The sequence below is a fragment of the Gluconacetobacter sacchari genome, assembly GCF_014174255.1.
GTDB classification, from domain to species: domain Bacteria; phylum Pseudomonadota; class Alphaproteobacteria; order Acetobacterales; family Acetobacteraceae; genus Gluconacetobacter; species Gluconacetobacter sacchari.
In genome coordinates, this window is record NZ_JABEQJ010000018.1 from 12,476 (window position 1) to 33,642 (window position 21,167).

22 protein-coding genes are annotated in these 21,167 nt (G+C 68.1%); 11 read left to right on the top strand and 11 right to left on the bottom strand.

What is annotated here, in order from left to right; translation table 11 throughout:
- Positions 1-24: 24 nt before the first annotated feature.
- Positions 25-933, top strand: a complete 909-nt coding sequence (locus HLH48_RS13795) for a LysR family transcriptional regulator (RefSeq protein WP_182998072.1) — start codon at positions 25-27, stop codon at positions 931-933.
- Here HLH48_RS13795 and HLH48_RS13800 read toward each other — a convergent pair.
- Positions 918-1,613 (bottom strand): fumarylacetoacetate hydrolase family protein, encoded by a 696-nt coding sequence (locus HLH48_RS13800; RefSeq protein WP_182998073.1) that lies wholly within the window; start codon positions 1,611-1,613, stop codon positions 918-920. The genes HLH48_RS13795 and HLH48_RS13800 overlap by 16 nt on opposite strands.
- 188 nt (positions 1,614-1,801) lie before the next feature.
- On the opposite strand from HLH48_RS13800, the gene HLH48_RS13805 reads away from it, so the two are divergent.
- Complete coding sequence (locus HLH48_RS13805) at positions 1,802-3,184, top strand: aminotransferase family protein (protein ID WP_182998074.1); 1,383 nt, start codon at positions 1,802-1,804, stop codon at positions 3,182-3,184.
- Positions 3,185-3,230: 46 nt separating this feature from the next.
- On the opposite strand, the gene HLH48_RS13810 is transcribed toward HLH48_RS13805, so the two are convergent.
- Together HLH48_RS13810 and HLH48_RS13815 are read right to left on the bottom strand one after the other, a co-directional pair.
- A complete protein-coding gene (locus tag HLH48_RS13810; protein ID WP_182998075.1) occupies positions 3,231-3,770 on the bottom strand; it encodes a GNAT family N-acetyltransferase in 540 nt (179 codons plus the stop codon).
- Complete coding sequence (locus HLH48_RS13815; RefSeq protein WP_246387332.1) at positions 3,767-4,903, bottom strand: class I SAM-dependent methyltransferase; 1,137 nt, start codon at positions 4,901-4,903, stop codon at positions 3,767-3,769. The genes HLH48_RS13810 and HLH48_RS13815 overlap by 4 nt, the downstream gene beginning before the upstream one ends.
- Between HLH48_RS13815 and HLH48_RS23785 the strand changes: the two genes are divergently transcribed.
- Positions 4,784-5,221 (top strand): cupin domain-containing protein, encoded by a 438-nt coding sequence (locus tag HLH48_RS23785; RefSeq protein WP_373320212.1) that lies wholly within the window; start codon positions 4,784-4,786, stop codon positions 5,219-5,221. The genes HLH48_RS13815 and HLH48_RS23785 overlap by 120 nt on opposite strands.
- A gap of 36 nt (positions 5,222-5,257) precedes the next feature.
- Positions 5,258-5,887: a nucleotidyltransferase family protein gene (locus HLH48_RS13825; protein WP_182998077.1), complete on the top strand. Its 630-nt coding sequence runs from the start codon at positions 5,258-5,260 to the stop codon at positions 5,885-5,887.
- Here HLH48_RS13825 and ilvC read toward each other — a convergent pair whose 3' ends face one another.
- From ilvC to miaA, 4 genes are all read right to left on the bottom strand, one after another.
- Positions 5,888-6,907 (bottom strand): ketol-acid reductoisomerase, encoded by a 1,020-nt coding sequence (gene ilvC / locus HLH48_RS13830; RefSeq protein WP_182998078.1) that lies wholly within the window; start codon positions 6,905-6,907, stop codon positions 5,888-5,890. It abuts the gene before it with no gap.
- Between the two features lie 42 nt (positions 6,908-6,949).
- Positions 6,950-7,459 carry an acetolactate synthase small subunit gene (ilvN, locus tag HLH48_RS13835; RefSeq protein ID WP_373320211.1) on the bottom strand — a complete coding sequence of 170 codons (510 nt, stop codon included), beginning with the start codon at positions 7,457-7,459 and terminating at the stop codon, positions 6,950-6,952.
- Between the two features lie 105 nt (positions 7,460-7,564).
- Entirely contained in the window at positions 7,565-9,391 is a 1,827-nt protein-coding gene (gene ilvB, locus HLH48_RS13840) for a biosynthetic-type acetolactate synthase large subunit (protein WP_182998080.1), read from the bottom strand.
- 70 nt (positions 9,392-9,461) lie between these two features.
- The gene (gene miaA, locus HLH48_RS13845; protein ID WP_182998081.1) at positions 9,462-10,460 is read right to left on the bottom strand and encodes a tRNA (adenosine(37)-N6)-dimethylallyltransferase MiaA; all 999 of its coding nucleotides are present in this window, start codon (positions 10,458-10,460) and stop codon (positions 9,462-9,464) included.
- A 30-nt stretch (positions 10,461-10,490) separates the two neighbouring features.
- On the opposite strand from miaA, the gene serB reads away from it, so the two are divergent.
- The gene (gene serB, locus HLH48_RS13850; RefSeq protein WP_182998131.1) at positions 10,491-11,387 is read left to right on the top strand and encodes a phosphoserine phosphatase SerB; all 897 of its coding nucleotides are present in this window, start codon (positions 10,491-10,493) and stop codon (positions 11,385-11,387) included.
- A 130-nt stretch (positions 11,388-11,517) separates the two neighbouring features.
- On the opposite strand, the gene HLH48_RS13855 is transcribed toward serB, so the two are convergent.
- Positions 11,518-12,453, bottom strand: coding sequence for a cation diffusion facilitator family transporter (locus HLH48_RS13855; RefSeq protein ID WP_182998082.1), 936 nt, complete (start codon positions 12,451-12,453; stop codon positions 11,518-11,520).
- 202 nt (positions 12,454-12,655) lie between these two features.
- Here HLH48_RS13855 and HLH48_RS13860 point away from each other — a divergent pair, with 202 nt between their 5' ends.
- From HLH48_RS13860 to HLH48_RS13885, 6 genes are all read left to right on the top strand, one after another.
- The gene (locus HLH48_RS13860; protein ID WP_182998083.1) at positions 12,656-13,495 is read left to right on the top strand and encodes a carbon-nitrogen hydrolase family protein; all 840 of its coding nucleotides are present in this window, start codon (positions 12,656-12,658) and stop codon (positions 13,493-13,495) included.
- 43 nt (positions 13,496-13,538) lie between these two features.
- Entirely contained in the window at positions 13,539-14,342 is an 804-nt protein-coding gene (locus HLH48_RS13865) for an NAD kinase (RefSeq protein ID WP_182998084.1), read from the top strand.
- Between the two features lie 153 nt (positions 14,343-14,495).
- Positions 14,496-16,682 carry a TonB-dependent siderophore receptor gene (locus HLH48_RS13870; protein WP_182998085.1) on the top strand — a complete coding sequence of 729 codons (2,187 nt, stop codon included), beginning with the start codon at positions 14,496-14,498 and terminating at the stop codon, positions 16,680-16,682.
- Positions 16,683-16,716: 34 nt separating this feature from the next.
- The gene (locus tag HLH48_RS13875; RefSeq protein WP_182998086.1) at positions 16,717-16,977 is read left to right on the top strand and encodes a hypothetical protein; all 261 of its coding nucleotides are present in this window, start codon (positions 16,717-16,719) and stop codon (positions 16,975-16,977) included.
- The gene (locus tag HLH48_RS13880) at positions 16,974-18,431 is read left to right on the top strand and encodes a PepSY-associated TM helix domain-containing protein (protein WP_343065419.1); all 1,458 of its coding nucleotides are present in this window, start codon (positions 16,974-16,976) and stop codon (positions 18,429-18,431) included. Before HLH48_RS13875 ends, HLH48_RS13880 begins: the two co-directional genes overlap by 4 nt.
- Position 18,432: 1 nt before the next feature.
- Positions 18,433-18,750 carry a DUF3325 family protein gene (locus HLH48_RS13885; protein ID WP_182998087.1) on the top strand — a complete coding sequence of 106 codons (318 nt, stop codon included), beginning with the start codon at positions 18,433-18,435 and terminating at the stop codon, positions 18,748-18,750.
- Here HLH48_RS13885 and HLH48_RS13890 read toward each other — a convergent pair.
- The 3 genes from HLH48_RS13890 to HLH48_RS13900 all read right to left on the bottom strand — a co-directional run bounded on the left by HLH48_RS13890 (position 18,742) and on the right by HLH48_RS13900 (position 21,059).
- Positions 18,742-19,374, bottom strand: a complete 633-nt coding sequence (locus HLH48_RS13890) for an ATP-binding cassette domain-containing protein (protein WP_182998088.1) — start codon at positions 19,372-19,374, stop codon at positions 18,742-18,744. The two genes, HLH48_RS13885 and HLH48_RS13890, sit on opposite strands and share 9 nt — an antisense overlap.
- Positions 19,371-20,576, bottom strand: a complete 1,206-nt coding sequence (locus HLH48_RS13895; RefSeq protein ID WP_182998089.1) for a hypothetical protein — start codon at positions 20,574-20,576, stop codon at positions 19,371-19,373. Before HLH48_RS13895 ends, HLH48_RS13890 begins: the two co-directional genes overlap by 4 nt.
- A 174-nt stretch (positions 20,577-20,750) precedes the next feature.
- On the bottom strand, positions 20,751-21,059 hold the full coding sequence (locus HLH48_RS13900) for a type 2 periplasmic-binding domain-containing protein (RefSeq protein WP_182998090.1): 309 nt from the start codon (positions 21,057-21,059) through the stop codon (positions 20,751-20,753).
- Positions 21,060-21,167: the final 108 nt, after the last annotated feature.

A 21,167-nucleotide genomic window follows, 5' to 3' on the forward strand; every position in this document is an offset into this window, starting at 1 on the left:
AACAGTTTCCGGAAAGAGCGGATAATGCGCGATATTGACGAGATGCGGGTCATGGTCGAAATCGCCCGGCAGGGCGGCCTGTCGGCGGCGGCGCGGCATCTGGGCCTTGCCCCGTCGGTGGTCGGCGACCGGCTGGCGCGGCTGGAACGCCGCCTGGGCACGCGCCTGCTGGTGCGCACCACCCGGCGCCAGACCCTGACCGAGGCCGGCCGCGTCTATCTGGACGAGGCGACCGCGATCCTGGCGGCGACCGAGACGCTGGAGGCAAAGGTTCGCGAGACGACCGGCGCCCCGGGCGGCAAGCTGCGCGTGACCGCGCCCACGCCATTCGGGCGCCTGCGACTGGCACCGTTCGTCGCGGATTTCGTCCGCCGCCATCCGGGTATCCGCGTGCATCTGACATTGGAGGACCGCATGGCCGACATCGTCGGCGAGGGGTTCGACATCGCCATTCGCGGCGCGCCGGTGGTCGATACCACCCTGACCGGCCGCCGCCTGATGGAAAGCCGCCGCGTACTGGTGGCCAGCCCGGACTATCTGGCGCGCCGGGGCACGCCGGACTGTCCCGCCGACCTGGTCCGCCATGACTGCCTGGTCGCCAACATGACGGGCGAATGCCGGGCCACATGGCGCTTCGGCCGCGGCGAGACCGCCCGATCATGGCGGATCGACGGGCTCCTGGCCTCCAGCAATTCGGAACTGCCGGTGCAGTGGGCACTGGCCGGGCTGGGCCTGACCCAGAAATCGCTCTGGGAAGTCGAGGACTCCATAGGCGCCGGACGGCTGGTGCCGGTGATGGAACCGTGGGAGCCCGACCCCGTCACCTTCTATGCCATCCACCCCGTCAGCACCGCCCATTCGCAGAAGATCGCGCTGTTCATCGGCGACCTGCTGCAACAGGGCGGCATCGCGAGCGATCAGACGGCGCCGTAGGCCACGTCCAGCGTGCCGACCCCCACACAGGCCGCATGCAGCACGTCCCCCGGCCGCACCGCGCCGACGCCCGCCGGCGTGCCGGTCATGACCAGGTCCCCCGGTGCCAGGGCGACGAAGGCACTGAGCTGCGAGACGATATCCGCGACCGGCCAGATCATGTCCGACACATCGCCCTGTTGCCGGACCACGCCATTCACCGAAAGTGTGATGGGGCCATGATCCGGATGGCCGATCGCGGCCACGGGCGCTACCGGCCCGATCGGGCAGGACTGGTCGAACCCCTTGGCCAGCGCCCACGGCCGACCCGTCTTCTTGGCCTCGGCCTGCAAGTCGCGGCGCGTCATGTCCAGACCCAGCGCATAGCCATAGATATGCGACAACGCCTGATCCGCCGGGATATCCCGGCCGCCGGTGCCGATCGCCACCACCAGTTCGACCTCGTAATGCAGATTGGCGGTCCTGACCGGAAAGGGCAGCACGCCGCCGCCAGGGACGACGGCGTCGCCCGGCTTGGCGAAGAAGAAAGGCGGCGCGCGATCCGGATCGCCCCCCATCTCGCGCGCATGGTCGGCATAGTTCTGCCCGACGCACCAGATCCGGCGCACCGGGAAACGGGCATCGGTCCCGATGACGGACAGGCTGGGCTGCGGCGGAGGCGAAATGACGTAATCGGTCATGATCGGTTTCCTGAAGACGATCGGATTGAAGGGCCGGCAGGAAATACGCCGGATGGCCGGGTACCGTGGCAGCCGCGCCAACTGGCCACATATATTGGCGAAACTGGCTCTACAAGCGTGTCGCCGGAACGCCTGATATCTCGCACCCGAGACTCCCGGACGCCCGCAGCACCCGAAAAGACCCGATCATGTCCTTTCCCGCAACATTGAACGACCCCGCCCACATCGTGGAGATGGACCGCGCCCATGTCTGGCATCATCTGACCCAGCACAAGGCGTTCGAAACCGCGGAACCGCCCGTCTTCGTCGAGGGACGAGGGCTGCGCCTGTGGGACATCCACGGCCGCGAATTGCTCGATGCCACCTCGGGCGGGGTGTGGACGGTCAATGTCGGCTACGGCCGGCGCAGCATCGCCGACGCCGTGCATGCCCAGCTTCTTGCGCTCAATTACTACGCGGGCAGCGCCGGCTCGGTGCCCGGATCGGTCTTCGCCACCAGATTGCTGGAGAAGATGCCCGGCATGAGCCGTGTCTATTACGGCAACTCGGGATCGGAGGCGAACGAGAAGGTCTTCAAGATGGTGCGGCAGATCGCCGCCCAGCATCACGGCGGCCGCAAATGGAAGATCCTGTACCGCGAACGCGATTATCACGGCACGTCGCTCGGCGCCCTGTCGGCATGCGGCCAGCCGCAGCGTTGCGCCGATTACGGCCCGTTCGTCCCCGGCTTCGTCGAAATTCCGCATTGCCTCGAATATCGCGCGCAGTTTCACGATGCCGCCGATTACGGCCAGGCCTGCGCCGATGCGATCGAAGCCATCATCCTGCGCGAGGGCCCGGATACGATCGGCGCCCTGTGCCTGGAACCGATCACCGCCGGCGGCGGCGTCATCACGCCGCCGCCCGGCTATTGGGAGCGCATCCAGGATCTCTGCCGGCGCTACGAGATCCTGCTGCATATCGACGAGGTCGTCTGTGGCCTGGGCCGGACCGGCACCTGGTTCGGCTACCAGAATTACGGCATCCGCCCCGATTTCGTGACGATGGCCAAAGGCGTCGCCTCGGGCTACGCCGCCATCGCCTGCACCGTCACGACCGAGGCGATCTTCGACCAGTTCAAACGCGCGGCGCCCGACGACATGGATTATTTCCGCGACATCTCGACTTTCGGCGGATGCCTGGCCGGCCCCGCCGCGGCGCTGGAGAACATGCGCATCATCGAGGATGAAGGGCTGTTGAACAACACGCTCCTGATGGGCGCGCGCCTGCACGCCAACCTGCTCGGCCTGATGGGCCGCCATGCATCCATCGGCGAGGTCCGGGGCAAGGGCCTGTTCTGGGGCATCGAACTGGTCGCCGACCGCACCACCCGAGCCCCGCTGGACGAGACGATCGTGCAGCGCGTCGTCGCCGAATGCCGCAAGGCAGGCGTCCTGATCGGCATGACCAACCGCAGCCTGCCGTCCTTCAACAACACGCTCTGCCTCAGCCCGGCCCTGGTCGCGACGGCGGAGGATATCGACCGGATCGGCGAAAGCATCGATCGGGCCCTGACAGCCTGCCTGGGCTGAGCGCGGCTCTTCATGCGAGGGGCCCCGGGGCTGCCGCCCCGTGCAATCAGGAGAACAGGGATTTGCGCATCCGCACCAACGGCACCGCGGTACCGTCCACGTTCGCTTCGACCGTCTCGACGGGCGCATATCCGCTGGCGACGTAAAGCGGCTGGCCGCTCAGCGTCGCCATCAGTTCCACCGTGGAATATCCCCCGGCACGCGCCGCCTGTTCGCAGCCCGCAAGGATCACCCGGCCGATCCCCTGCCGCGCGCAACGCGGATGGGTGTACATGGCCCGGATCTTCGCGGCATCGCGGGCGGGGTCGAGAAGCTGGGGGTCGCGCAGATCGGTACTATGGTCGCCGCCATAGAGCGTCGCGCGCCGGCTCCAGCCGCCGCAGCCCACGATCGCGCCGTCCCGCTCGGCCACCAGATAGGTGCCGTCCGCGACGAGCTGGGTATCCAGCCCCATGATCGCCCGACTAGCTACGATCTGTTCCGGCGTGAGGAATCCGGCCTGCAAGGTCTCGATCGCCCGCGCGATCAATGTTTCCAAGGCCGGAAGATCGGCCACGGTCGCCCATCGGGTCGCGATGTCCGTCATCGGCCCTGCGCCGTCGTGCAATGCCATGCGATGATCGACACCGGGAAATGAAAGCGGATGCCGGTCGGGCCATGCCCCGCGCCGACGCCGAGACGATCCTGCCCCGACGCGATATCGGCCTCGAACAGCGCCGTCAGCGCCGGCATATCCTGCGAATCGGCAAGCGTGTCGAGTTGCGCTTCAAGTCGATATCCGTCAATCATCGCCTCCTCCAGTCCGGCTTCGCGTCCGATCCGGCACAATTCATCCAGCGTCAGGGCGCTGGTGTGCGACGGGTCCCGCAACCGTTCCATCGCATCATAGGCATCCCGCGTCGCGGGCGAAGGCGTCGCGTCGATGACGACGATCCGACCGTTCGGGCGGCACACACGCTTCATCTCGGCCAGCACCCTGGCGGGATCCGGCATGTGATCGAAACTATAGCGTGTCGTCACCCGATCGAAAACGGCATCGGAACATGGCAATACCGTCGCGTCGCCCACCTGCCACGCCATGTTCGCCGCCCCCTGCGCATATTGGCGCTTCCGCGCCTGGGCGATAATCGCCGGCGTCAGGTCGATACCGGTCACCCGACGCACCCGCTCCGCCATCGCGCAGGCCAGAATACCGGAGCCGCAAGCGACATCGAGAACCGAAACGTCCGGATCCAGGGCACAGGCGGCAAGGGTACGCGCCATGGCGTCGGCCTCGGGATGGGCGGGCAGATCGGCAAACGGCTGGGCCCAGCGGATAAACTGGTCGACAATGCGCTGATTGTGCGGGGTATAGGTCATCTCATCCTCATGGATCGAACGAGGAGATAGCCAGAGATGGACCAGACCGGCTAACGCTTGTCGGCCATAGATGGACGGAAACCGGCCATGCATCGTCTTGACGAGGAACACACCCAGGCCGTTCTCCGCGCACATGGCCTCGACCGACCGATCGGGATCGGGATCGGGATCGGCTTCGCCTTCCGCTACGCCAGCCGCAACGTTCTCTATGACTGGCACCCCCACCCCTATCATCAGTTGATCTACGCGGCCGCCGGCCCGGCACAGATCGAAACCGGACAGGGGCGCCATGTTCTGCCGCGGGGGCGCGCCGCCTGGATACCGGCCGGGACCCGCCACCGCTCGCTCGTCAGCGATCATGTCGGCGCCTCGCTGTATTTCTCGCCCGAGGCCGTCACCGACCCGTCGACCCATGTAACGAATTCTGGTCGCGAGCCCGCTGATGCGCGAAATGGTCCTGCACGCGACGCGCTGGGAACGTGGCGCCAGCGAGACCGATCCCCTCGCCGACAGCTTCCTGCGCGTCCTTGCCCTGCTCTGCGGCGAATGGCTGGAAGCGGCCGACGTCGGCTATTCCTCGCTCAGCGCCTTCGCGAAAGCCTTCGCCCGGATCGTCGGCAAACGCCCGGCCCGGTTCAGGCAAAATCACCTGACGAAGCGCGAGCCCTGAAATTTTGAAAATGAAACAAAAATACCCACACGAGGGCACACGCGATGACTTTTCAGCAGAATGGATTACGCGCCCTCATTTCGCAAAGCCCGCTTCTGAACCCAGTTCTCGAGCACTGGACGCAGATAGCGCTGCCCCACGCATGGCTGGTCGCGGGAGCCATCGCACAAACGGTCTGGAACCATGCGTTCGGCCTGCCACCCGACCACGGCATCGACGACATCGACATCGTCTATTTCGATGAAAATCTCGGCGAAGACGCCGAAGCCGCGCACGCGGCGCGCATCGAACGCCTGTTCGCCGGACTGCCCGTCCGGGTGGATGTCAAGAACCAGGCCCGGGTACATGTGTGGTACGAAGAAAAGTTCGGGTACCCCATCATGCCCTATCGGTCGGTGGAACAGGCCATCACGACATTCCCGACGACGGCGACAGCGGTGGGCGTGCGTCCCGGCAACGGGGCATTCGCGCTTTGCGCGCCCTTTGGGCTGTCCGATCTGCTGGCACCTGTCGTCCGTGCCAACAAGAGACAGATCACCCGCGAACTCTACGAAAAGAAGACGGCGCGATGGCGCGGCCATTGGCCGGACCTGACCGTCATCCCGTGGGACCAGCAGGCAGGGTCCGGAAAAAGCGCCGGGCGGGCACAACCGCCCGCCCGGCCCGTATCGTGATCAGTTGCGGGTCTTGTCGACCAGCGCGTTCTTGCCGATCCACGGCATCATCGCGCGCAGCTTCTCGCCGACCTGCTCGATCTGGTGGGCATTGTTGCGGGCGCGGATGGCCTTGAAGCCGACATTGCCCGACTGGTTTTCCAGGATGAAGTTGCGCACGAACGTGCCGTCCTGGATGTCGGTCAGGACGCGCTTCATCTCGGCCTTGGTCTCGGGCGTCACGATGCGCGGTCCGGTGACGTATTCGCCGTATTCCGCCGTGTTCGAGATCGAGTAGTTCATGTTCGCGATGCCGCCTTCATAGATCAGGTCGACGATCAGCTTGGTTTCGTGCAGGCACTCGAAATACGCCATCTCGGGGGCATAGCCGGCCTCGACCAGCGTCTCGAAGCCCGCACGGATCAGTTCGACCAGGCCGCCGCACAGCACCGCCTGCTCGCCGAACAGGTCGGTCTCGACCTCTTCCTTGAAGGTCGTCTCGATGATGCCGGCCCGGCCGCCGCCGTTGGCCGAGGCATAGGACAGCGCGATTTCCAGCGCATTGCCCGACGCATTCTGCGCCACCGCGACCAGCGAGGGCACGCCGCCGCCACGCTGATATTCCGACCGCACCGTGTGGCCGGGGCCCTTGGGCGCGATCAGGAACACGTCCAGGTCCGGACGGGCCTCGATGATGCGGAAATGGATCGACAGCCCATGCGCGAAGGCCAGCGCCGCGCCCTGCTTCAGGTTGGCTTCCAGATGCTCCTTGTACAGCGCACCCTGGCCCTCGTCCGGCGTCAGCACCATCACCACATCGGCCCAGGCGGCGGCGGCGGAGGGGTCCATGACCTTGAAGCCGGCGGCCTCGGCCTTGGCCACGGCGGTCGAGCCCGGACGCAGGCCGATCACCATCTCGGTGACGCCGCTGTCCTTCAAGTTGTTGGCATGGGCGTGGCCCTGGCTGCCATAGCCGATGATCGCGACCTTCTTGGACTTGATCAGGTTCACGTCGGCGTCGCGATCGTAATACACGCGCATGATAAGACCTCCTGTTGAAACGAAAGACTGCATGACCCGCGGTCAGATCGTCCGGGGCCCCCGGATGATCGCGGCCACGCCCGTACGGGACACCTCGGCCAGGCCGAGCGGACGCATCAGGTCGATGAACGAATCGAGCTTGTCGGTCGCACCGGTCAGCTCGAAGACGAAGGATGTGGCGGTGGTATCCACCGCGCGCGCGCGAAAGGCCTCGGCGATGCGCAGGGCCTCGGTCCGGGCCTCGCCGGTCGAGACGACCTTCACCAGCGCCATTTCACGCGCGACATGCGGGCCCACCTGCGTCAGGTCGGCCACGCGATAGACCGGCACCAGCCGCCCGACCTGGGCCTTGATCTGCTCGATCACCTGCGGCGTGCCCGAGGTCACGATATTGATGCGCGACTGATGGCGTGACTGCTCGACCGGGGCCACGGTCAGGCTTTCGATATTGTAGCCGCGCCCGGAAAACAGCCCGATCACACGGGCCAGCACACCGCTTTCGTTTTCCACCAGAATGGAGATGACCGCGGAGACAATCGTCTCGTCCTGCATGGTCATGATGGGAATTCCTGAACAGAACCCGGCCCGGGGCGAACCCCGGTGCCGGCATATATAAAAGGAAGCGGCCGCGCAGGCCGGGGGCGAAGACGCGTCGGATCAGACCAGCATGCGGCCCTCGGCGCTGACCTTGACCTCGCCTTCCTGCTCCGGGCCCAGAAGCATCTGGTTATGGGCCGCGCCGGACGGGATCATGGGGTAGCAGTTCTCGTCCTGCGCCACGCAGATATCGGCCACCACCGCACCGGGCTCGGCCAGCATGGCGCGGATCACGTCGTCCAGCTCGCCCACGCAGGTCGCGCGCATCCCTTTGGCGTGGAAACTCTCGGCCAGGCGGACGAAATCCGGCAGCGCCGCGCTGTAGCTTTCGGAATAGCGCGAGCCATGCAGCAATTCCTGCCACTGGCGGACCATGCCCATATACTGGTTGTTCAGGATGAAGATCTTCACCGGCAGGCGATACTGCGCGATGGTGCCCAGTTCCTGGATGTTCATCAGGGTCGAGGCCTCGCCCGCGATGTCGATCACCAGCGCGTCGGGATGCGCGATCTGCGCCCCCACCGCCGCCGGCAGGCCATAACCCATGGTGCCCAGCCCGCCGGAGGTCAGCCAGCGGTTCGGCCGGTCGAACTGGAAATGCTGCGCCGCCCACATCTGATGCTGCCCGACCTCGGTCGAGACGAACGTGTCGCGCCCGGTCTCCATCGCCAGTTCATACAGCCGGCGCACGGCGTGCTGCGGCCGGATGATCGCCGAGGGCGCCATGTCCTGGTCGAAATGCAGGCTGCGAATGCCGCGCCATGCCTCGATCTGCCGCCACCACTGGGCCAGCGCGGCCGGATCGGGCGCGCCGTCCTGACGCTCCCATTCCTCCAGCATCATCTCGATCACCCGGCCGGCATCGCCGACGATCGGCACGTCGACCTGCACGATCTTGTTGATCTGCGAGGGTTCGATATCGGCATGGATCTTGAACGAGTCCGGCGAGAACGCGTCCAGCCGCCCGGTCACCCGGTCGTCGAACCGCGCACCCAGCGCGACCAGCACGTCGCAGCCATGGGTGGCCAGATTGGCCTCGTAGGTCCCGTGCATGCCCAGCATGCCCAGGAACTGCCCGTCGGTGGTCGGATAGGCGCCCAGCCCCATCAGGGTCGAGGTGCAGGGGAACCCGGTCCTGCGCACCAGCCGGCCCAGCGCCTCGCTGGCCTGCGGGCCGGCATTGATGACGCCGCCGCCGGTATAGAACAGCGGACGGCGCGCGCGCTTCATCGCCGCGACGGCGCGCACCACCGCCTCGCGCTCCGGCTCGATGCGCGGACGGTAGGACGGATGCGGCGCGCGCGATGCCGGGGCATAGGGCGCCGGCCCCACCGTAATGTTCTTCGGCAGATCCACCACCACCGGGCCGGGGCGGCCGCTGCGGGCGATGTGAAAGGCCTCGTGCGCCACGCGCGCCAGGTCGGCCGGGTTCTTCACCAGGTAATTATGCTTGGTGGCCTGACGGGTGATGCCCGTGGTGTCGGCCTCCTGGAACGCATCGGTGCCGATCAGCGGCACGCCGACCTGCCCCGTGAAGCACACCACCGGGATGGAATCCATCAGCGCATCCACCAGGCCGGTCACGGCATTGGTCGCGCCGGGGCCGCTGGTGACCAGCACCACCCCGACCTTGCCGGTCGAACGCGCATAGGCCTCGGCCGCATGCACCGCCGCCTGCTCGTGCCGGACCAGAATATGACGCACCGCGTTCTGCCGGAACAGCGCGTCATAGATCGGCAGCACCGCGCCACCCGGATAGCCGAAGATAACCTCGACCCCCTGCTCGACGAGAACGCGAAGCAGAACCTCGGCGCCGGAAAGGACAATGTCCGCTCCATGGGCATGGGTGTTCGGCTTCAGGTCGTTCAGGTTGGGTGTCGCGTTCATGTCCCTGCTCCTCCATCCGGCGTGTTTGATGCGGGACCACAGGCCCCTCCGGACGGAATGTCGGGTGGGTTTAGGGAAACTGCCGGCCGGCGTCAATCCGCTTTAGAATAAAAGAAATGAGATCGGCGTAATTTCTTTCCATTTGTTGCGTATCGGTGCCGAAGCGGGCGTCGCTCACCCGTGTATCGACCGCTTCGGCCAGGTCGTGATGGGCGAACCAGGTCGTCTGCCGCCGCGTATAGCGGCCGGTCGCCAGCACAGCGCGGCGCGCCGCCTCGTCCAGCGCCAGTTCCCCGCGCAGATGCGCGGCCAGTTCGGGCACGCCATGCGCTCGCATCGCCGGCAGGGCCGGCGACAGGTCCCGCGCCAGCAGCGCGCGCACTTCCTCCAGCGCGCCCGCCTCCAGCATCGCCGCGAACCGCCGCGCGATGGCCGCGCGCAGCATATCGCGCGGCGGTTCCAGCCGCACCGCCACCCGGTGGCAGGCCAGGGGCGGCAGCGTCGCCTCCCGCCGCCAATGGGCCATGCCGTGCCCGGTGCCCGACCAGACCTCCCACGCGCGGGCCACGCGCTGGCCATCGGAAGGGCGCAGGGTCGCCGCGCTTTCGGGGTCGACCGCCGCCAGCCGGGCATGCAGGGCCGGCGACCCTTCCTCCTCGACCAGTCGGCGCGCCTCCGCCCGGGCATCGGCACCGGGGTCGGGGATATCGGTCAGCCCGTCGGTCAACGCGCGCAGATACATGCCGGTGCCGCCACACAGCACCGGCACCTTTCCACCCGCCCAGGCAACCTCGATTTCGCCGATCGCCCGGCCCCGCCACCAGGCGACGCTGCCGGCCTGCGCGGCGGGCAGCACACCATACAGACGGTGCGGCACCGCGTCTTCGTCATCCGGGCCCGGGCGGGCGGTCAGGATCCGCAATTCGCGATAGACCTGCATCGAATCCGCATTGACGATCACGCCACCGACCGCGCGCGCCACCGCCAGCGCCAGCGCGGACTTGCCCGAGCAGGTCGGCCCGGCGATCACCACCACCGGCCGCCGGGACGGATCCACCGCTTGCGTCATGCCGCCTTCCCTGTCACACGCCTGTTCGTCATGTCGCTGTCCCATACCATCACGCTCGTCGCCCGCCGCGACGCCACGACCCTGACCGACGCCGATGCCCGCGCCGCGCGGGACATGGTGAAGGGCGGCGTCCCCGTCATCCTCTCGCCCGGCGAGGCGGTGGACATTCCCAGCCCGGCCCCCCACGCGGGCATGCCGACGCTGGACACGATGCGCGCCGTCTTCGGCCCGCGCCAGATCGACGTCCTTCTGACGCGTTCGCGCGGACGACGCAAAGGGCTTCTGGTCGCGGACATGGACAGCACCATCGTCGCCAACGAAACGCTGGACGACCTGGCCGCCCATGCCGGCATCGGCGAACGGATCGCCGAGATCACCCGCCGCTCGATGAACGGCGAGATCGATTTCGCCGCCGCCCTGCGCGAACGCGTCTCCCTGCTGGCCGGCCTGCCCGCCACCCTGCTGGAAACCGCGTGGAAGGACGTCCGCCTGACCGAGGGGGCGCGCGACCTGGTGGCCACCATGCGCGCGCGCAACGCCCGCACCGCGCTGGTGTCCGGCGGCTTCACCTTCTTCACCGGCCGCGTCGCCGCCCTGTGCGGCTTTGCCGAACACCACGCGAACGTGCTGGAGATCCGGAAAGGCATCCTGACCGGCTCGGTCGAGGAGCCGATCCTGGGCCCCGACGCCAAGCTGGCCCATCTGCGCCGCCTGGCCGGGGACGGGCGCCTGAAACCCGCCGCCACCATGGCGGTCGGCGACGGCGCGAACGACCTGGCCATGCTGAAGGATGCCGGACTGGGCATCGCCTTCCACGCCAAGCCGATCGTCCGCGCGGCGATCGGCAACCGGGTGGACCATGCCAGCCTGCGCGCGCTGCTGTTCGCGCAGGGATATCCGGCGGCGTCGTTCGTGAGTGAGGAGTGAGCCTTTTCTTTTTCTGAAGAAAAAGAAGAAAAAAGACTTTTATCCGTTCAGGGACTTCGCGTGTCCCCAGAAAAATCTCCCAAACGAATCAAAGTTTTTTGGTCCTTTTTTTTCAAAAAAAGAACAGCCTTTACCGCTTCCCCCGCGCCATCCGCGCCGACGCATCTTGCGCCTCGATGAACACATGCGTCACCTCGGGCACCGCCGCACGGATCTGTTCCTCGATGTGCGAGACCGTCCGTTCCACGTCCCCGGCGCTCAACCCGTCGTCGAAATCCAGGCTCAGGGCCACCAGCACGTCCGACGGGCCGAAATGGATCGAGCGCATTTCGTTCAGTCCCAGCACGCCGGGTTCGCGCAGGGCCAGGGTCCGGACCCTGGCCAGGGATTCCGCCGCCATGCCCTCGCCGGTCAGCAGCGACTGGGTTTCCCGCGCCAGGAAGCCGGCGGTCACGGTCAGGATCACGCCGATCAGGATCGAAGCCACGCCGTCGAGCAACGGCAGGTCCAGCGTTTCCGACAGGATATTGCCCAGCAGCGCGACCATCAGCCCGCACAGCGCCGCCGTATCCTCGAACAAGACGGTGAAGACGGTCGGGTCCTTGCTGTGGCGCACCGCCTCGATCCAGCCGCGCCGGCCCTTGCCGTGGCGACGGAACTCCCGCAGCGCCGTCAGCCACACCGAGCCCTCGAACAGGATGGCCAGCGCCAGCACCACATAATTCACGACGACATGGTCCACCGGCTGGGGATGGCGGATCCGGCTGACCCCCTCGATCACCGAGACGCCGGCCCCGAGGCCGAAGATCAGCAGCGCCACGACGAAGGTCCAGAAATACAGCTCCAGCCCGTAGCCGAACGGATGCAGGGCGGTGGCCGGCCGCGCGGCGCGGCGCAGCCCCACCAGCAGCAGCATCTGGTTGCCGGTGTCGATCAGCGAATGAATCGCCTCGCTCAGCATCGCGGCGCTGCCGGTCAGGAAGGCGGCGACGAACTTGACGACGGCGACCAGCAGATTGCCTCCCAGGGCCGCATAGATGACGAAACGGGACGATGAGCGGGCCATGGGCACTCCGGATAACGCCTGCCAAGCATAGACCGGATCCCGCCCGCGTCGAGGCGGCCCGCAAGGAAAACCGGCCCGCGAGGCGGCCGGCAGTTGCGGGCGGGTCGGCACGCCCCTTATACATGGCGGCTGACGATCCCCGTTTCGGATCGGATCATGGACCGGCCGCTCCGGCCGCGTTCCCTTTCGCGCGGAGTGTCAGGTGCGCACCACTGTCGTCCAGATGGCCCCCGGCTCGTCCCTGCCGGACAATATCGCCCAGGCACGCGACCTGGTCGCCGCCGCCGTCGCCGCCGACCGGCCCGACCTCGTGGTGCTGCCCGAAATCTGGAGCTGCCTGGGCGGCACGGCCGAGACCAAGTTCGCCAACGCCGAGGAACTGCCTACCCCCGGCGCCACGGCCGGCGCCGGCCCGCTCTATCGTTTCCTGTCCGAGACCGCGCGCGCCCACGGCATCACGCTGCATGGCGGCTCGATCGGCCAGCGCCATGGCGACAGGCTGCTGAACACCAGCCTGGTCTTCGGCCCCGACGGGGTGGAGCGCGCGCGCTACAGCAAGATCCATCTCTTCGACATCACCACCCCCGGCGGCGAAGGCTACCGCGAGAGCGATACCTATGCCCCCGGCAGCGAGATCGTGACCCTGCCGGTCGGGCCGTTCACCGCCGGGCTGGCCATCTGCTACGACCTTCGCTTCGGCGAGCTGTTCCTGGCCCTGCGCCGGCGGGGGGCGAACGTGATCGTGCTGCCGGCGGCCTTCACCGCCGAAACGGGCGAGGCCCACTGGGCCACCCTGCTGCGCGCCCGCGCGATCGAGACCCAGTGCTGGGTCGTGGCCTGCGGCACCACCGGCACCCATGTCGACGCGGGCGGCCACCCCCGGCGGACCTATGGCCATTCCATGGTCATCGACCCGTGGGGCACCGTCGTCGCCCAGGCCGCGAACGGCATCGGCTGGGCAACGGCGACCCTGAACCTGGAGCAGGTCGAACGGGTCCGCACCGGCATGCCGGTGCTGGCCCATCGCCGCCTGACCCCATAACGACACCGATCCTGACGACAACGCCCCGGGCCATGACCGCACGATGACCGACGTCCATCCCCCCGTCTGGCCCCATGCCGGCGCCCCGCGCCGCCTGTGCTTCGTCTCGGCCCCCAACGAGCAGGCCTGCCGCACGCGGGACGACCTGGTCGCCCGCTATGGCCAGTTCGCCCCGCCCGACGCCGATGCCGTCATCTGCCTGGGCGGCGACGGTTTCATGCTGGAAACCCTGCACAGCATGCTGGGCGAACCGACGCCGGTGTACGGGATCAATTGCGGTTCGGTCGGCTTCCTGATGAATCCCGCGCTGCCCGACGACCTGCCGGCCCATCTGGCCCGCACCCAGGCCGCGACGCTGCACCCTCTGCGCATGTGTTCGGTCGACAGGGCCGGCGTGGAAACCACCGCCCTGGCCCTGAACGACGTGTTCCTGTTCCGGCAGACACGCCAGGCCGCCAAGATCGAAATCGCGGTCGACGACCGGGTGCGGATGCCGGAGCTGATCTGCGACGGCGTGCTGCTCTCCACCCCCGCCGGATCGACGGCCTACAACCTGTCGGCCCACGGACCGATCGTCCCGCTCTCGGCCAATCTCCTGCCCCTGACCCCGATCAGCGCCTTCCGTCCCCGCCGCTGGCGCGGCGCGCTGCTGCCCTCCACCGCGCGGGTGACGCTGACGATCCTGGAAAGCGAGAAACGCCCCGTCGCCGCCGTCGCCGATTTCACGGAAGTGCGCGACGTGGTCCGGGTCGAAATCGCGGAAGACCGCACGCTCCACGCCACCCTTCTGTTCGATGCGGACCAGAGCCTGTCCGAGCGCATCCTGGCGGAACAGTTCACCGTCTGACCACCCCGCCGCAATTCCATTGGCGGTCGCCCCGCCTGATGACCGGGGCAATTGCAAAATTTATTTGCGATTAATTCGCATACGCATGATAGTGCGCCGCCCGAATGGAGAGCGCGTGTGACAGCCGTAATATTTTCTTCCAGACCCTTTTCGATGGCCGTCGGATTGCTGCTGGCCACGACACCCGTCCTGGCGGCGGGGGCCACGCAGCCCAGGCCCGCCGAACAGATCCGGAGCGGCAAGGCCCCGGCAGCGCGGGAAAAAACGCCCGCCGATCATCCCGCCACCACGAAAGCCGAACATATCGTCGTCCGCGCCCGCCGTGCCGCGACGGTCGCCTCGTCGGCCACCAAGAGCGACACGCCGCTGATCGACACGGCGCAATCCGTCACCGTCGTCACCCGTGCGGAAATGGACGTGCGCGGCGTGCTGAACCTGAACCAGGCCGTCCGCTACGCGGCGGGCGTCACACCAGACCTGCGCGGCGGGGTCGGCACGCGCTACGACCTGTTCCTGCTGCGCGGCTTCCAGGTACCGACCTTCCTCGACGGCCTTAAATTGCAAGGCAGCCCGACGGGCTATGCCGTCGCGCAGACCGACACCGCGCGCCTCGACCGGCTGGAAATCCTCAAGGGCCCGGCATCGGCGCTGTACGGCCAGTCCAGCCCGGGCGGCCTGGTCGCGCTGTCCAGCAAGCTGCCGACCAACCTGCGCTCCTATGGCGGCATCGCCGCAACCGGCGGCAGTTTCGACCTTTATCGCGTGGATGCCGATGTCGGCGGCTTCGCGACCGATGACGGCCTCGTTCGCTACCGGATCTACGGCACCGTCAACGGCCAGCACACCCAGCTCAGCAGGACAGGCAGCCGGCGCTTTTCCATCAGCCCGTCCTTCACCTTCGGCGGCGACGGGCCGACGACGCTGACGCTGCTGGGCAATTACCAGTACGACCCCGAGAACGGCACCTATGGCGGCGTCCCGCTGGTCGGCTCGCTCAAGCCCGCCTCGTTCGGCTACCTGCCGCGCAATTTCTACGATGGCGACACCTCGTTCGAGAAATTCAACCGCCGCCAGGGTGCGATCACCTTTATCTTCAATCATCGGTTCAACAAGGACTGGAGCTTCACCTCGCGCGGCCGATACGACGATATCATGACCGAATATCGCAGCGTGTACGACATGGGATATTACGCCGACGAAAACGCGGGCCTCCTGAGCCGCTCCGCCATCGCGACCAGGGAACACGCGCACAATTTGGCCTTCGACAGCCAGTTCAAGGGCCACGTGCGGACCGGCCCGCTGCGTCATACGATGATGTTCGGTTTCGATTACATGCAGCAGGATGCAACGGAAATCGGACAATATGGCGGCGCCCCCAACCTGGACATCTTCCACCCCGACTACCACATGGTCATCCCCACCCCGGCCCCGTGGGTAAACTACCGGACGGATTCCCATCAGGCCGGCGCCTACGGGCAGGATGAAATCCGCTGGAATCGCCTGATCCTGACAGGAAGTCTCCGTAACGACTGGTATCGCTCGCGCCAGGTCGACAATCAGTATGGCGGCACGACCCGGCAGCACCCCACCCAGATCACATGGCGCGCATCGGGCCTGTACCATTTCGATTTCGGGCTGGCGCCCTATATCAGCTATTCGACATCCTTCCAGCCGCAATCCGGCCTGGTATCCTCCAATGGCGGCGCGACGCTCCACCAGGCGGACCCATCGGTCGGCAAGCAGCTTGAAGGTGGCGTGAAATATCAGCTTCCGGGCACCTCGCTCCTGCTGACCGCCGCCGGCTTCCATATCGAGCAGACCAATGTCCTGGTCGCCGTGGGCAGCACCGGCTATTCCACGCAGAGCGGATTGGTGCATTCCGACGGTTTCGAGTTCGAAGCCCACGCCGAAGCCTTCCGGCACCTGATGATCGACGCCGCCGTCAGCGTCCAGAAGGTCCATGACGATTCCACCGGCAAGCCTCTGCTCCAGTCGGGCAGGGGCAATGCCTCGCTGTTCGCTTTCTACACGATCCCGTCCGGCCCGGCGAAAGGCCTCGGGTTCGGCGGCGGCATGCGCTACACGGCAAGTGCCTATGGCGGCGAGGCCGATTACGGCAGCGTCCGGGTGCCGCAATACGCCGTCTTCGACGGATCGCTGCGCTACGACCTGTCCAATGCGTCGCGCTCGCTGCGTGGCTGGACCCTGTCGGCCAGCGTCCGCAACCTCTTCGACAGGAAATTCATCGCCAACTGCATGGCCTACGCGTCCTATGGACAGGAATTCTGCTACTACGGCGAACGCCGCAATGCCCAGGCCACCATTGGCTACACCTGGTAATCGCCGCCGGGCCGCCGGGCGCACAGGCATGAGCATGAGCATGCTCGTCCGCACGGCCACGGCCATCATCGGCGGGTACGGCATCGCGGCCATGGCCGCGATCACCCTTTCCTGGTGCCTGCCCTGGTCGCGCGCCGAAAACGTGACGGCCGGCCTGCTGGCCGGGTTGCTGCTCTGGCCGGCCATGGTCATGCTGGGGTTCGCGCTGCGCGCGTCGCTGCATGTCTGCATCGCCATCACGGGCATCGCCGCGGTGCTGGCGGCCCTGGCGCTACTCGGCGGGTGGCGACCGTGAGGCCCGGTTTCCGCGCCGCGATGACATGGCTGCACGACTGGACGGGCATCCTCACCGGCTGGGTGCTGCTGGCGATCGTGCTGTCCGGCACCCTCAGCGTCTTCCGGTCCGAAATCAACGTCTGGATGCGGCCCGAACTGGCAGGGCGCACCGCCGATCCGGTGCGGGCCACGATCGCGGCCATCGACTGGCTGCACGATCATGCGCCCCGCTCGCCCGCCTGGTACCTCACGGCGGCAAATCCCCGCGCCCCGTTCACCTGGGCGGTCTGGCAGCAGCCGGACGGCCCGTTCGTCCAGCACGCGCTGGACCCGGCGTCAGGGGCGCCGGACACGATCCGCGACACGCTGGGCGGCGAATTCTTCTACCGCTTCCACTTCGAACTCCAGATCCCCTATCCGTTCGGCCGGCTGGTCGCCGCCGTCGCCGCGATGGCGCTGGTGCTGGCCCTGGTCACGGGCATCGTCGCCCATCGGCGGTTCTTCGCCGATTTCTTCACCTTCCGGCCGCACAAGGGGCAGAGAAGCTGGCTGGACGCCCATAACCTGCTGGGCGTGACGGTGCTGCCCTTTCACCTGGTCATCGCGTTCTCGGGCGCGGTCACGCTGGCCAGCCTGCTGCTGCCATGGGGCATCCTGTCCGCCTATCGCGGCGCGCCCGCCCAATTCCAGGACGCGCTCTCCCCGGCGATGGCGGCCCGGCCGGCCACCGGCACCCCCGGCACGCTGGCCCCGATGGAGCCGATCCTGCACGAGGCCGCCCGGCGCTTCGGCCCCGACGGAATCGGCCAGATCTATGTCTACAACCCCGGCGACGCCGCCGCGACCCTCATCGCCATCGGCGGCAACGGCAGGCATGTCGGCTTCGACTCCCACGTGCTGCGCTTCGACGGCACGACCGGGCGCATCCTGGCCGACTATCGCGAACACAGGCCGATGATCTCGACATTCGCCACGCTCTACGGGCTGCATGTCGCCCGGTTCGCGCCGCCGCTCACGCGGTGGCTCTATTTCGTCTGCGGCCTGCTGCTGGCGGCCGTCATCGCCAGCGGCCTGCGGCTGCGCACCCTGCGCCGCCGGCGGCAGGGCAAATCCACCGAAGCGGTCGAACGGCTGAATGCCGGCATGATCGCCGGCATCCCGGTCGCCTTCGCGGGCTATTTCCTGGCCAACCGCCTGCTCCCCGCCACCCTGCCCGACCGCGCGGGGCACGAAGTCCAGGCCGTCTTCACCCTCTGGGGCCTGATGCTGGTGCTGGCCGCCGCCCTGCCGTCCGCGACCGGCTGGCGCGTGCTGTCGGTGCTGGCCATGCTGGCGCTGGGGGGCGTCGCCGGCTTCAGCGCCCCGTGGCTGAACGGCATCGACCAGGGCGCGGCCATTGTCGCCATCCTGCTGGCGGCGGGCTTCGGCTACGCCGCCAGCCGCCGCCCCGCCCCCGGCGGCCGCGCGCGCTGACATGGCCGCCGTCGCGATCCTGGGCGAACTGGCGGGGGCCCTGCTGCTGGCCCTTGGCAACGCGCGGGGCGGCCACGCGCTTCTGCGGCGCCCCGTCCCACCCGCCCGCCGCCGCCTGGCACGCAATGCCGGCTTCTGCCTGCTGGGCGCCGCGTTGTGGGGACTGATCCGTGCCGAGGGCGACCTGCTGTTCGCCCTGACCGCCTGGGCCCTGTCCAGCGGGTCGGCCTGCATCCTCGCCGCACTGGCCTGCACGATGCGCGACCGCGCACCCGTCCGGCCGACACCTCGCCAGACCGTCACCGGCCCCTTATCGTAGAAGGTCCTGCATCTCGATGGCCGCCGCGCCGCAGGCGGCGACGAACGCCGCGTCATGCGACGAGAACAGGATCGTTTTCTCCTCTCCGGCGCAGCACAGCAGATGCGCCAGACGATCGCGGGCCTCCGGGTCCAGCCCGTTCGACGGCTCGTCCAGCACCAGCACGGGCGGGTCGCCGATCCAGGCCGCGCACAGCAGCATCTTCCTGCGCGTGCCCAGCGACATGGCATCGAAACGCGTACGCAGATGCCGGTCCAGACCGAACCCGCCGAGCATGGCGCGAATGCCGGCACCGATCCCCACCCGCTTGGCGGCGGCAACGAACCGCAGAAGATCCTCCCCGGTCATGAACGGATAGACGGGGCTTTCATCGGGCACATAGCCCAGCCGCCGCCGCGCCGCCTCGGGCGATCGCGCCAGGTCGCGGCCGTCGATCACGACCCGCCCGGCCTCCAGCGGCCGCGCGCCGGCCAGCAGGCGCAGCAGCGTGGACTTGCCGATGCCGTTCTCGCCCCGCAGGGCATGCACCCCCGTCCCGAGATCCAGCGCGATCCCGTCGAAGATCGTCCGCCCATGCATGGATGCCCGAAGCCCCGCGCAGGCCAGACGCCCCCCGCCGGTCATCGTGACACCGCCGCCATGGCGGCACCCGACCACCCCACGGCCAGCAGCAGGCTGAGGACCAGCCGATGCCGCCCGCCATGCAGGACCGGCCAGCGCAGCAGCACCAGCAACGCCTGCCCCGCCACCGCCAGCCCGGCAGCGATCGCCGGCGACACGCCCCCCAGCCGCGCCTGCGGCCGAAACAGGATCGCCAGCGGCACCAGATTGACCAGCATCAGCAGGCCGGTATCGCGCAGCGGCCAGTAGCGCGGCGGCAGCGGCAGCGCGGCCAGATACCCGGCGGCCGCGCGATGCGCGTCGGCCAGGATACGGTACAGGCCCGCCAGCAGCAGCCCGATCGCCGCCACGGCCACGATCATGGCCGGCACGGCGCGGCTGTCGAAATCGAACAGCACCACCAGCCGCGCCACCCCCAGGGCCAGCGCCACCGCCGCCCCGACCCGCAGGGCGGACACGACCGGACGCGCCGCCAGAACCCCGCACTGAACGCGCAAGGCCGGTGCCATGCTCCCGGCACGGTCGAACGCCGGCACCACCCGCCCCTCCCGGCGGGGCCGCCAGCGTCCACCCGCCACGGCCAGACGCGCCATGACGGCCGGCACGGCCACGGCACCGGCGAGCACCACTCCCAGCACCCCCCAGCGTGCCCCGCCCGCCGGCGCATCCAGCCCGACCGCCAGCAGCATGTCCCCAACCCCAACCCCGCCCAGCAGCGCCCACCGCCGGCCGATAGCGGCATGCTGGGCCACCACCGCCAGCCCCAGCACCACCGGAAAGCAGCACGCCGGATACGCCCCCTGCGCGTGCGCGACACGCATGGCGGCCAGCCCGGCCGCCGGAAGCAACGGACCGTTCGCAACCGCCAGCATGGTGGCCTCGACCGCCAGGCGCGCCGGGCGCGGCACCGGCAGCGTGCCCACATACGCCATGAACGCGCCGCCCCGCAGCGCCCGCCGCTGCGGCAGCACCCACAGCATGGCCGCCAGGTCGATCACGGCCGCCAGTCCGACATGCCCCGGCACGCCGATACCCGGCGCGACCACCGCCCCCAGCAGCGCGGCAAAGGCAAGAAACGGCCCGACGATCGGCGCCCCCGGCACCAGCAGGCTGGCCAGCAGCGCCCACTGCCAATGCCGCTCCAGCAGGCCGATCCCCTCCCGGCCGTACCAGTGCAGACGCAGTCGTGCCAGACGACCATACATGCCGCGCTCCCCCTTCAGGCCGCCCCGCCAACCGGCGCGGCGCATTTGACCCACAGCACCCTGTTTCGTCGCGGATGCCAAGGCGTCGCGCCAGGTCGAATCAAGGCGCATTGGCGGCACAGTTCACGGTTTGGAAGCCCTGCGGGCGTTCGCCCCCGGCCCCCATCACGCCGATCAGGTGGCGCGCCAGGGCGTCGGCGGCGACCGCCAGCGGCGCCATGGCATGGGCATACAGGCCCAGATTGCTGACGACCCGCTTCCTGTGATGGTCGATCGGGATATGACGCAGCGTCCCCCCCGCAATTCCGGCTCGATTCCGACCTGGGTCATGAACGCGACGCCGGCGTTGCGCAGCACGAGCTGCTTCATCAGTTCGATCGATCCCACGTCGTACCGGCAACATTCCTGGCGGACGGCAGGCGGCAGCAACGCATCGAGCTGTGCGCGGTTGGCAAAATTCGATTTGGACAGGATGATGGGCATGTCGACATAGTCCAACAGGACGGATGCCCGTCGCCACGCGCGATCGCGCCAGGAATGTCCCGCTGATCGGCGAACAGCCTCCCTGTCGCGCATACGCACGATAGCGAG

Coding starts and splice junctions, on each gene's coding strand:
- miaA (WP_182998081.1), bottom strand. CDS start 10,460: ATGACGCAAGCGGTGGATCCGTCCCGGCGGCCGGTGGTGGTGATCGCC.
- serB (WP_182998131.1), top strand. CDS start 10,491: ATGTCGCTGTCCCATACCATCACGCTCGTCGCCCGCCGCGACGCCACG.
- HLH48_RS13890 (WP_182998088.1), bottom strand. CDS start 19,374: ATGACCGGCGGGGGGCGTCTGGCCTGCGCGGGGCTTCGGGCATCCATG.
- HLH48_RS13815 (WP_246387332.1), bottom strand. CDS start 4,903: ATGATCGCTGACGAGCGAGCGGTGGCGGGTCCCGGCCGGTATCCAGGC.
- HLH48_RS13795 (WP_182998072.1), top strand. CDS start 25: ATGCGCGATATTGACGAGATGCGGGTCATGGTCGAAATCGCCCGGCAG.
- HLH48_RS13865 (WP_182998084.1), top strand. CDS start 13,539: ATGACCGACGTCCATCCCCCCGTCTGGCCCCATGCCGGCGCCCCGCGC.
- HLH48_RS13805 (WP_182998074.1), top strand. CDS start 1,802: ATGTCCTTTCCCGCAACATTGAACGACCCCGCCCACATCGTGGAGATG.
- HLH48_RS13870 (WP_182998085.1), top strand. CDS start 14,496: ATGGCCGTCGGATTGCTGCTGGCCACGACACCCGTCCTGGCGGCGGGG.
- HLH48_RS13875 (WP_182998086.1), top strand. CDS start 16,717: ATGAGCATGCTCGTCCGCACGGCCACGGCCATCATCGGCGGGTACGGC.
- HLH48_RS13810 (WP_182998075.1), bottom strand. CDS start 3,770: ATGACGGACATCGCGACCCGATGGGCGACCGTGGCCGATCTTCCGGCC.
- HLH48_RS13885 (WP_182998087.1), top strand. CDS start 18,433: ATGGCCGCCGTCGCGATCCTGGGCGAACTGGCGGGGGCCCTGCTGCTG.
- ilvC (WP_182998078.1), bottom strand. CDS start 6,907: ATGCGCGTGTATTACGATCGCGACGCCGACGTGAACCTGATCAAGTCC.
- HLH48_RS13800 (WP_182998073.1), bottom strand. CDS start 1,613: ATGACCGATTACGTCATTTCGCCTCCGCCGCAGCCCAGCCTGTCCGTC.
- ilvN (WP_373320211.1), bottom strand. CDS start 7,459: ATGCAGGACGAGACGATTGTCTCCGCGGTCATCTCCATTCTGGTGGAA.
- HLH48_RS13895 (WP_182998089.1), bottom strand. CDS start 20,576: ATGTATGGTCGTCTGGCACGACTGCGTCTGCACTGGTACGGCCGGGAG.
- ilvB (WP_182998080.1), bottom strand. CDS start 9,391: ATGAACGCGACACCCAACCTGAACGACCTGAAGCCGAACACCCATGCC.
- HLH48_RS13855 (WP_182998082.1), bottom strand. CDS start 12,453: ATGGCCCGCTCATCGTCCCGTTTCGTCATCTATGCGGCCCTGGGAGGC.
- HLH48_RS13825 (WP_182998077.1), top strand. CDS start 5,258: ATGACTTTTCAGCAGAATGGATTACGCGCCCTCATTTCGCAAAGCCCG.
- HLH48_RS13900 (WP_182998090.1), bottom strand. CDS start 21,059: ATGCCCATCATCCTGTCCAAATCGAATTTTGCCAACCGCGCACAGCTC.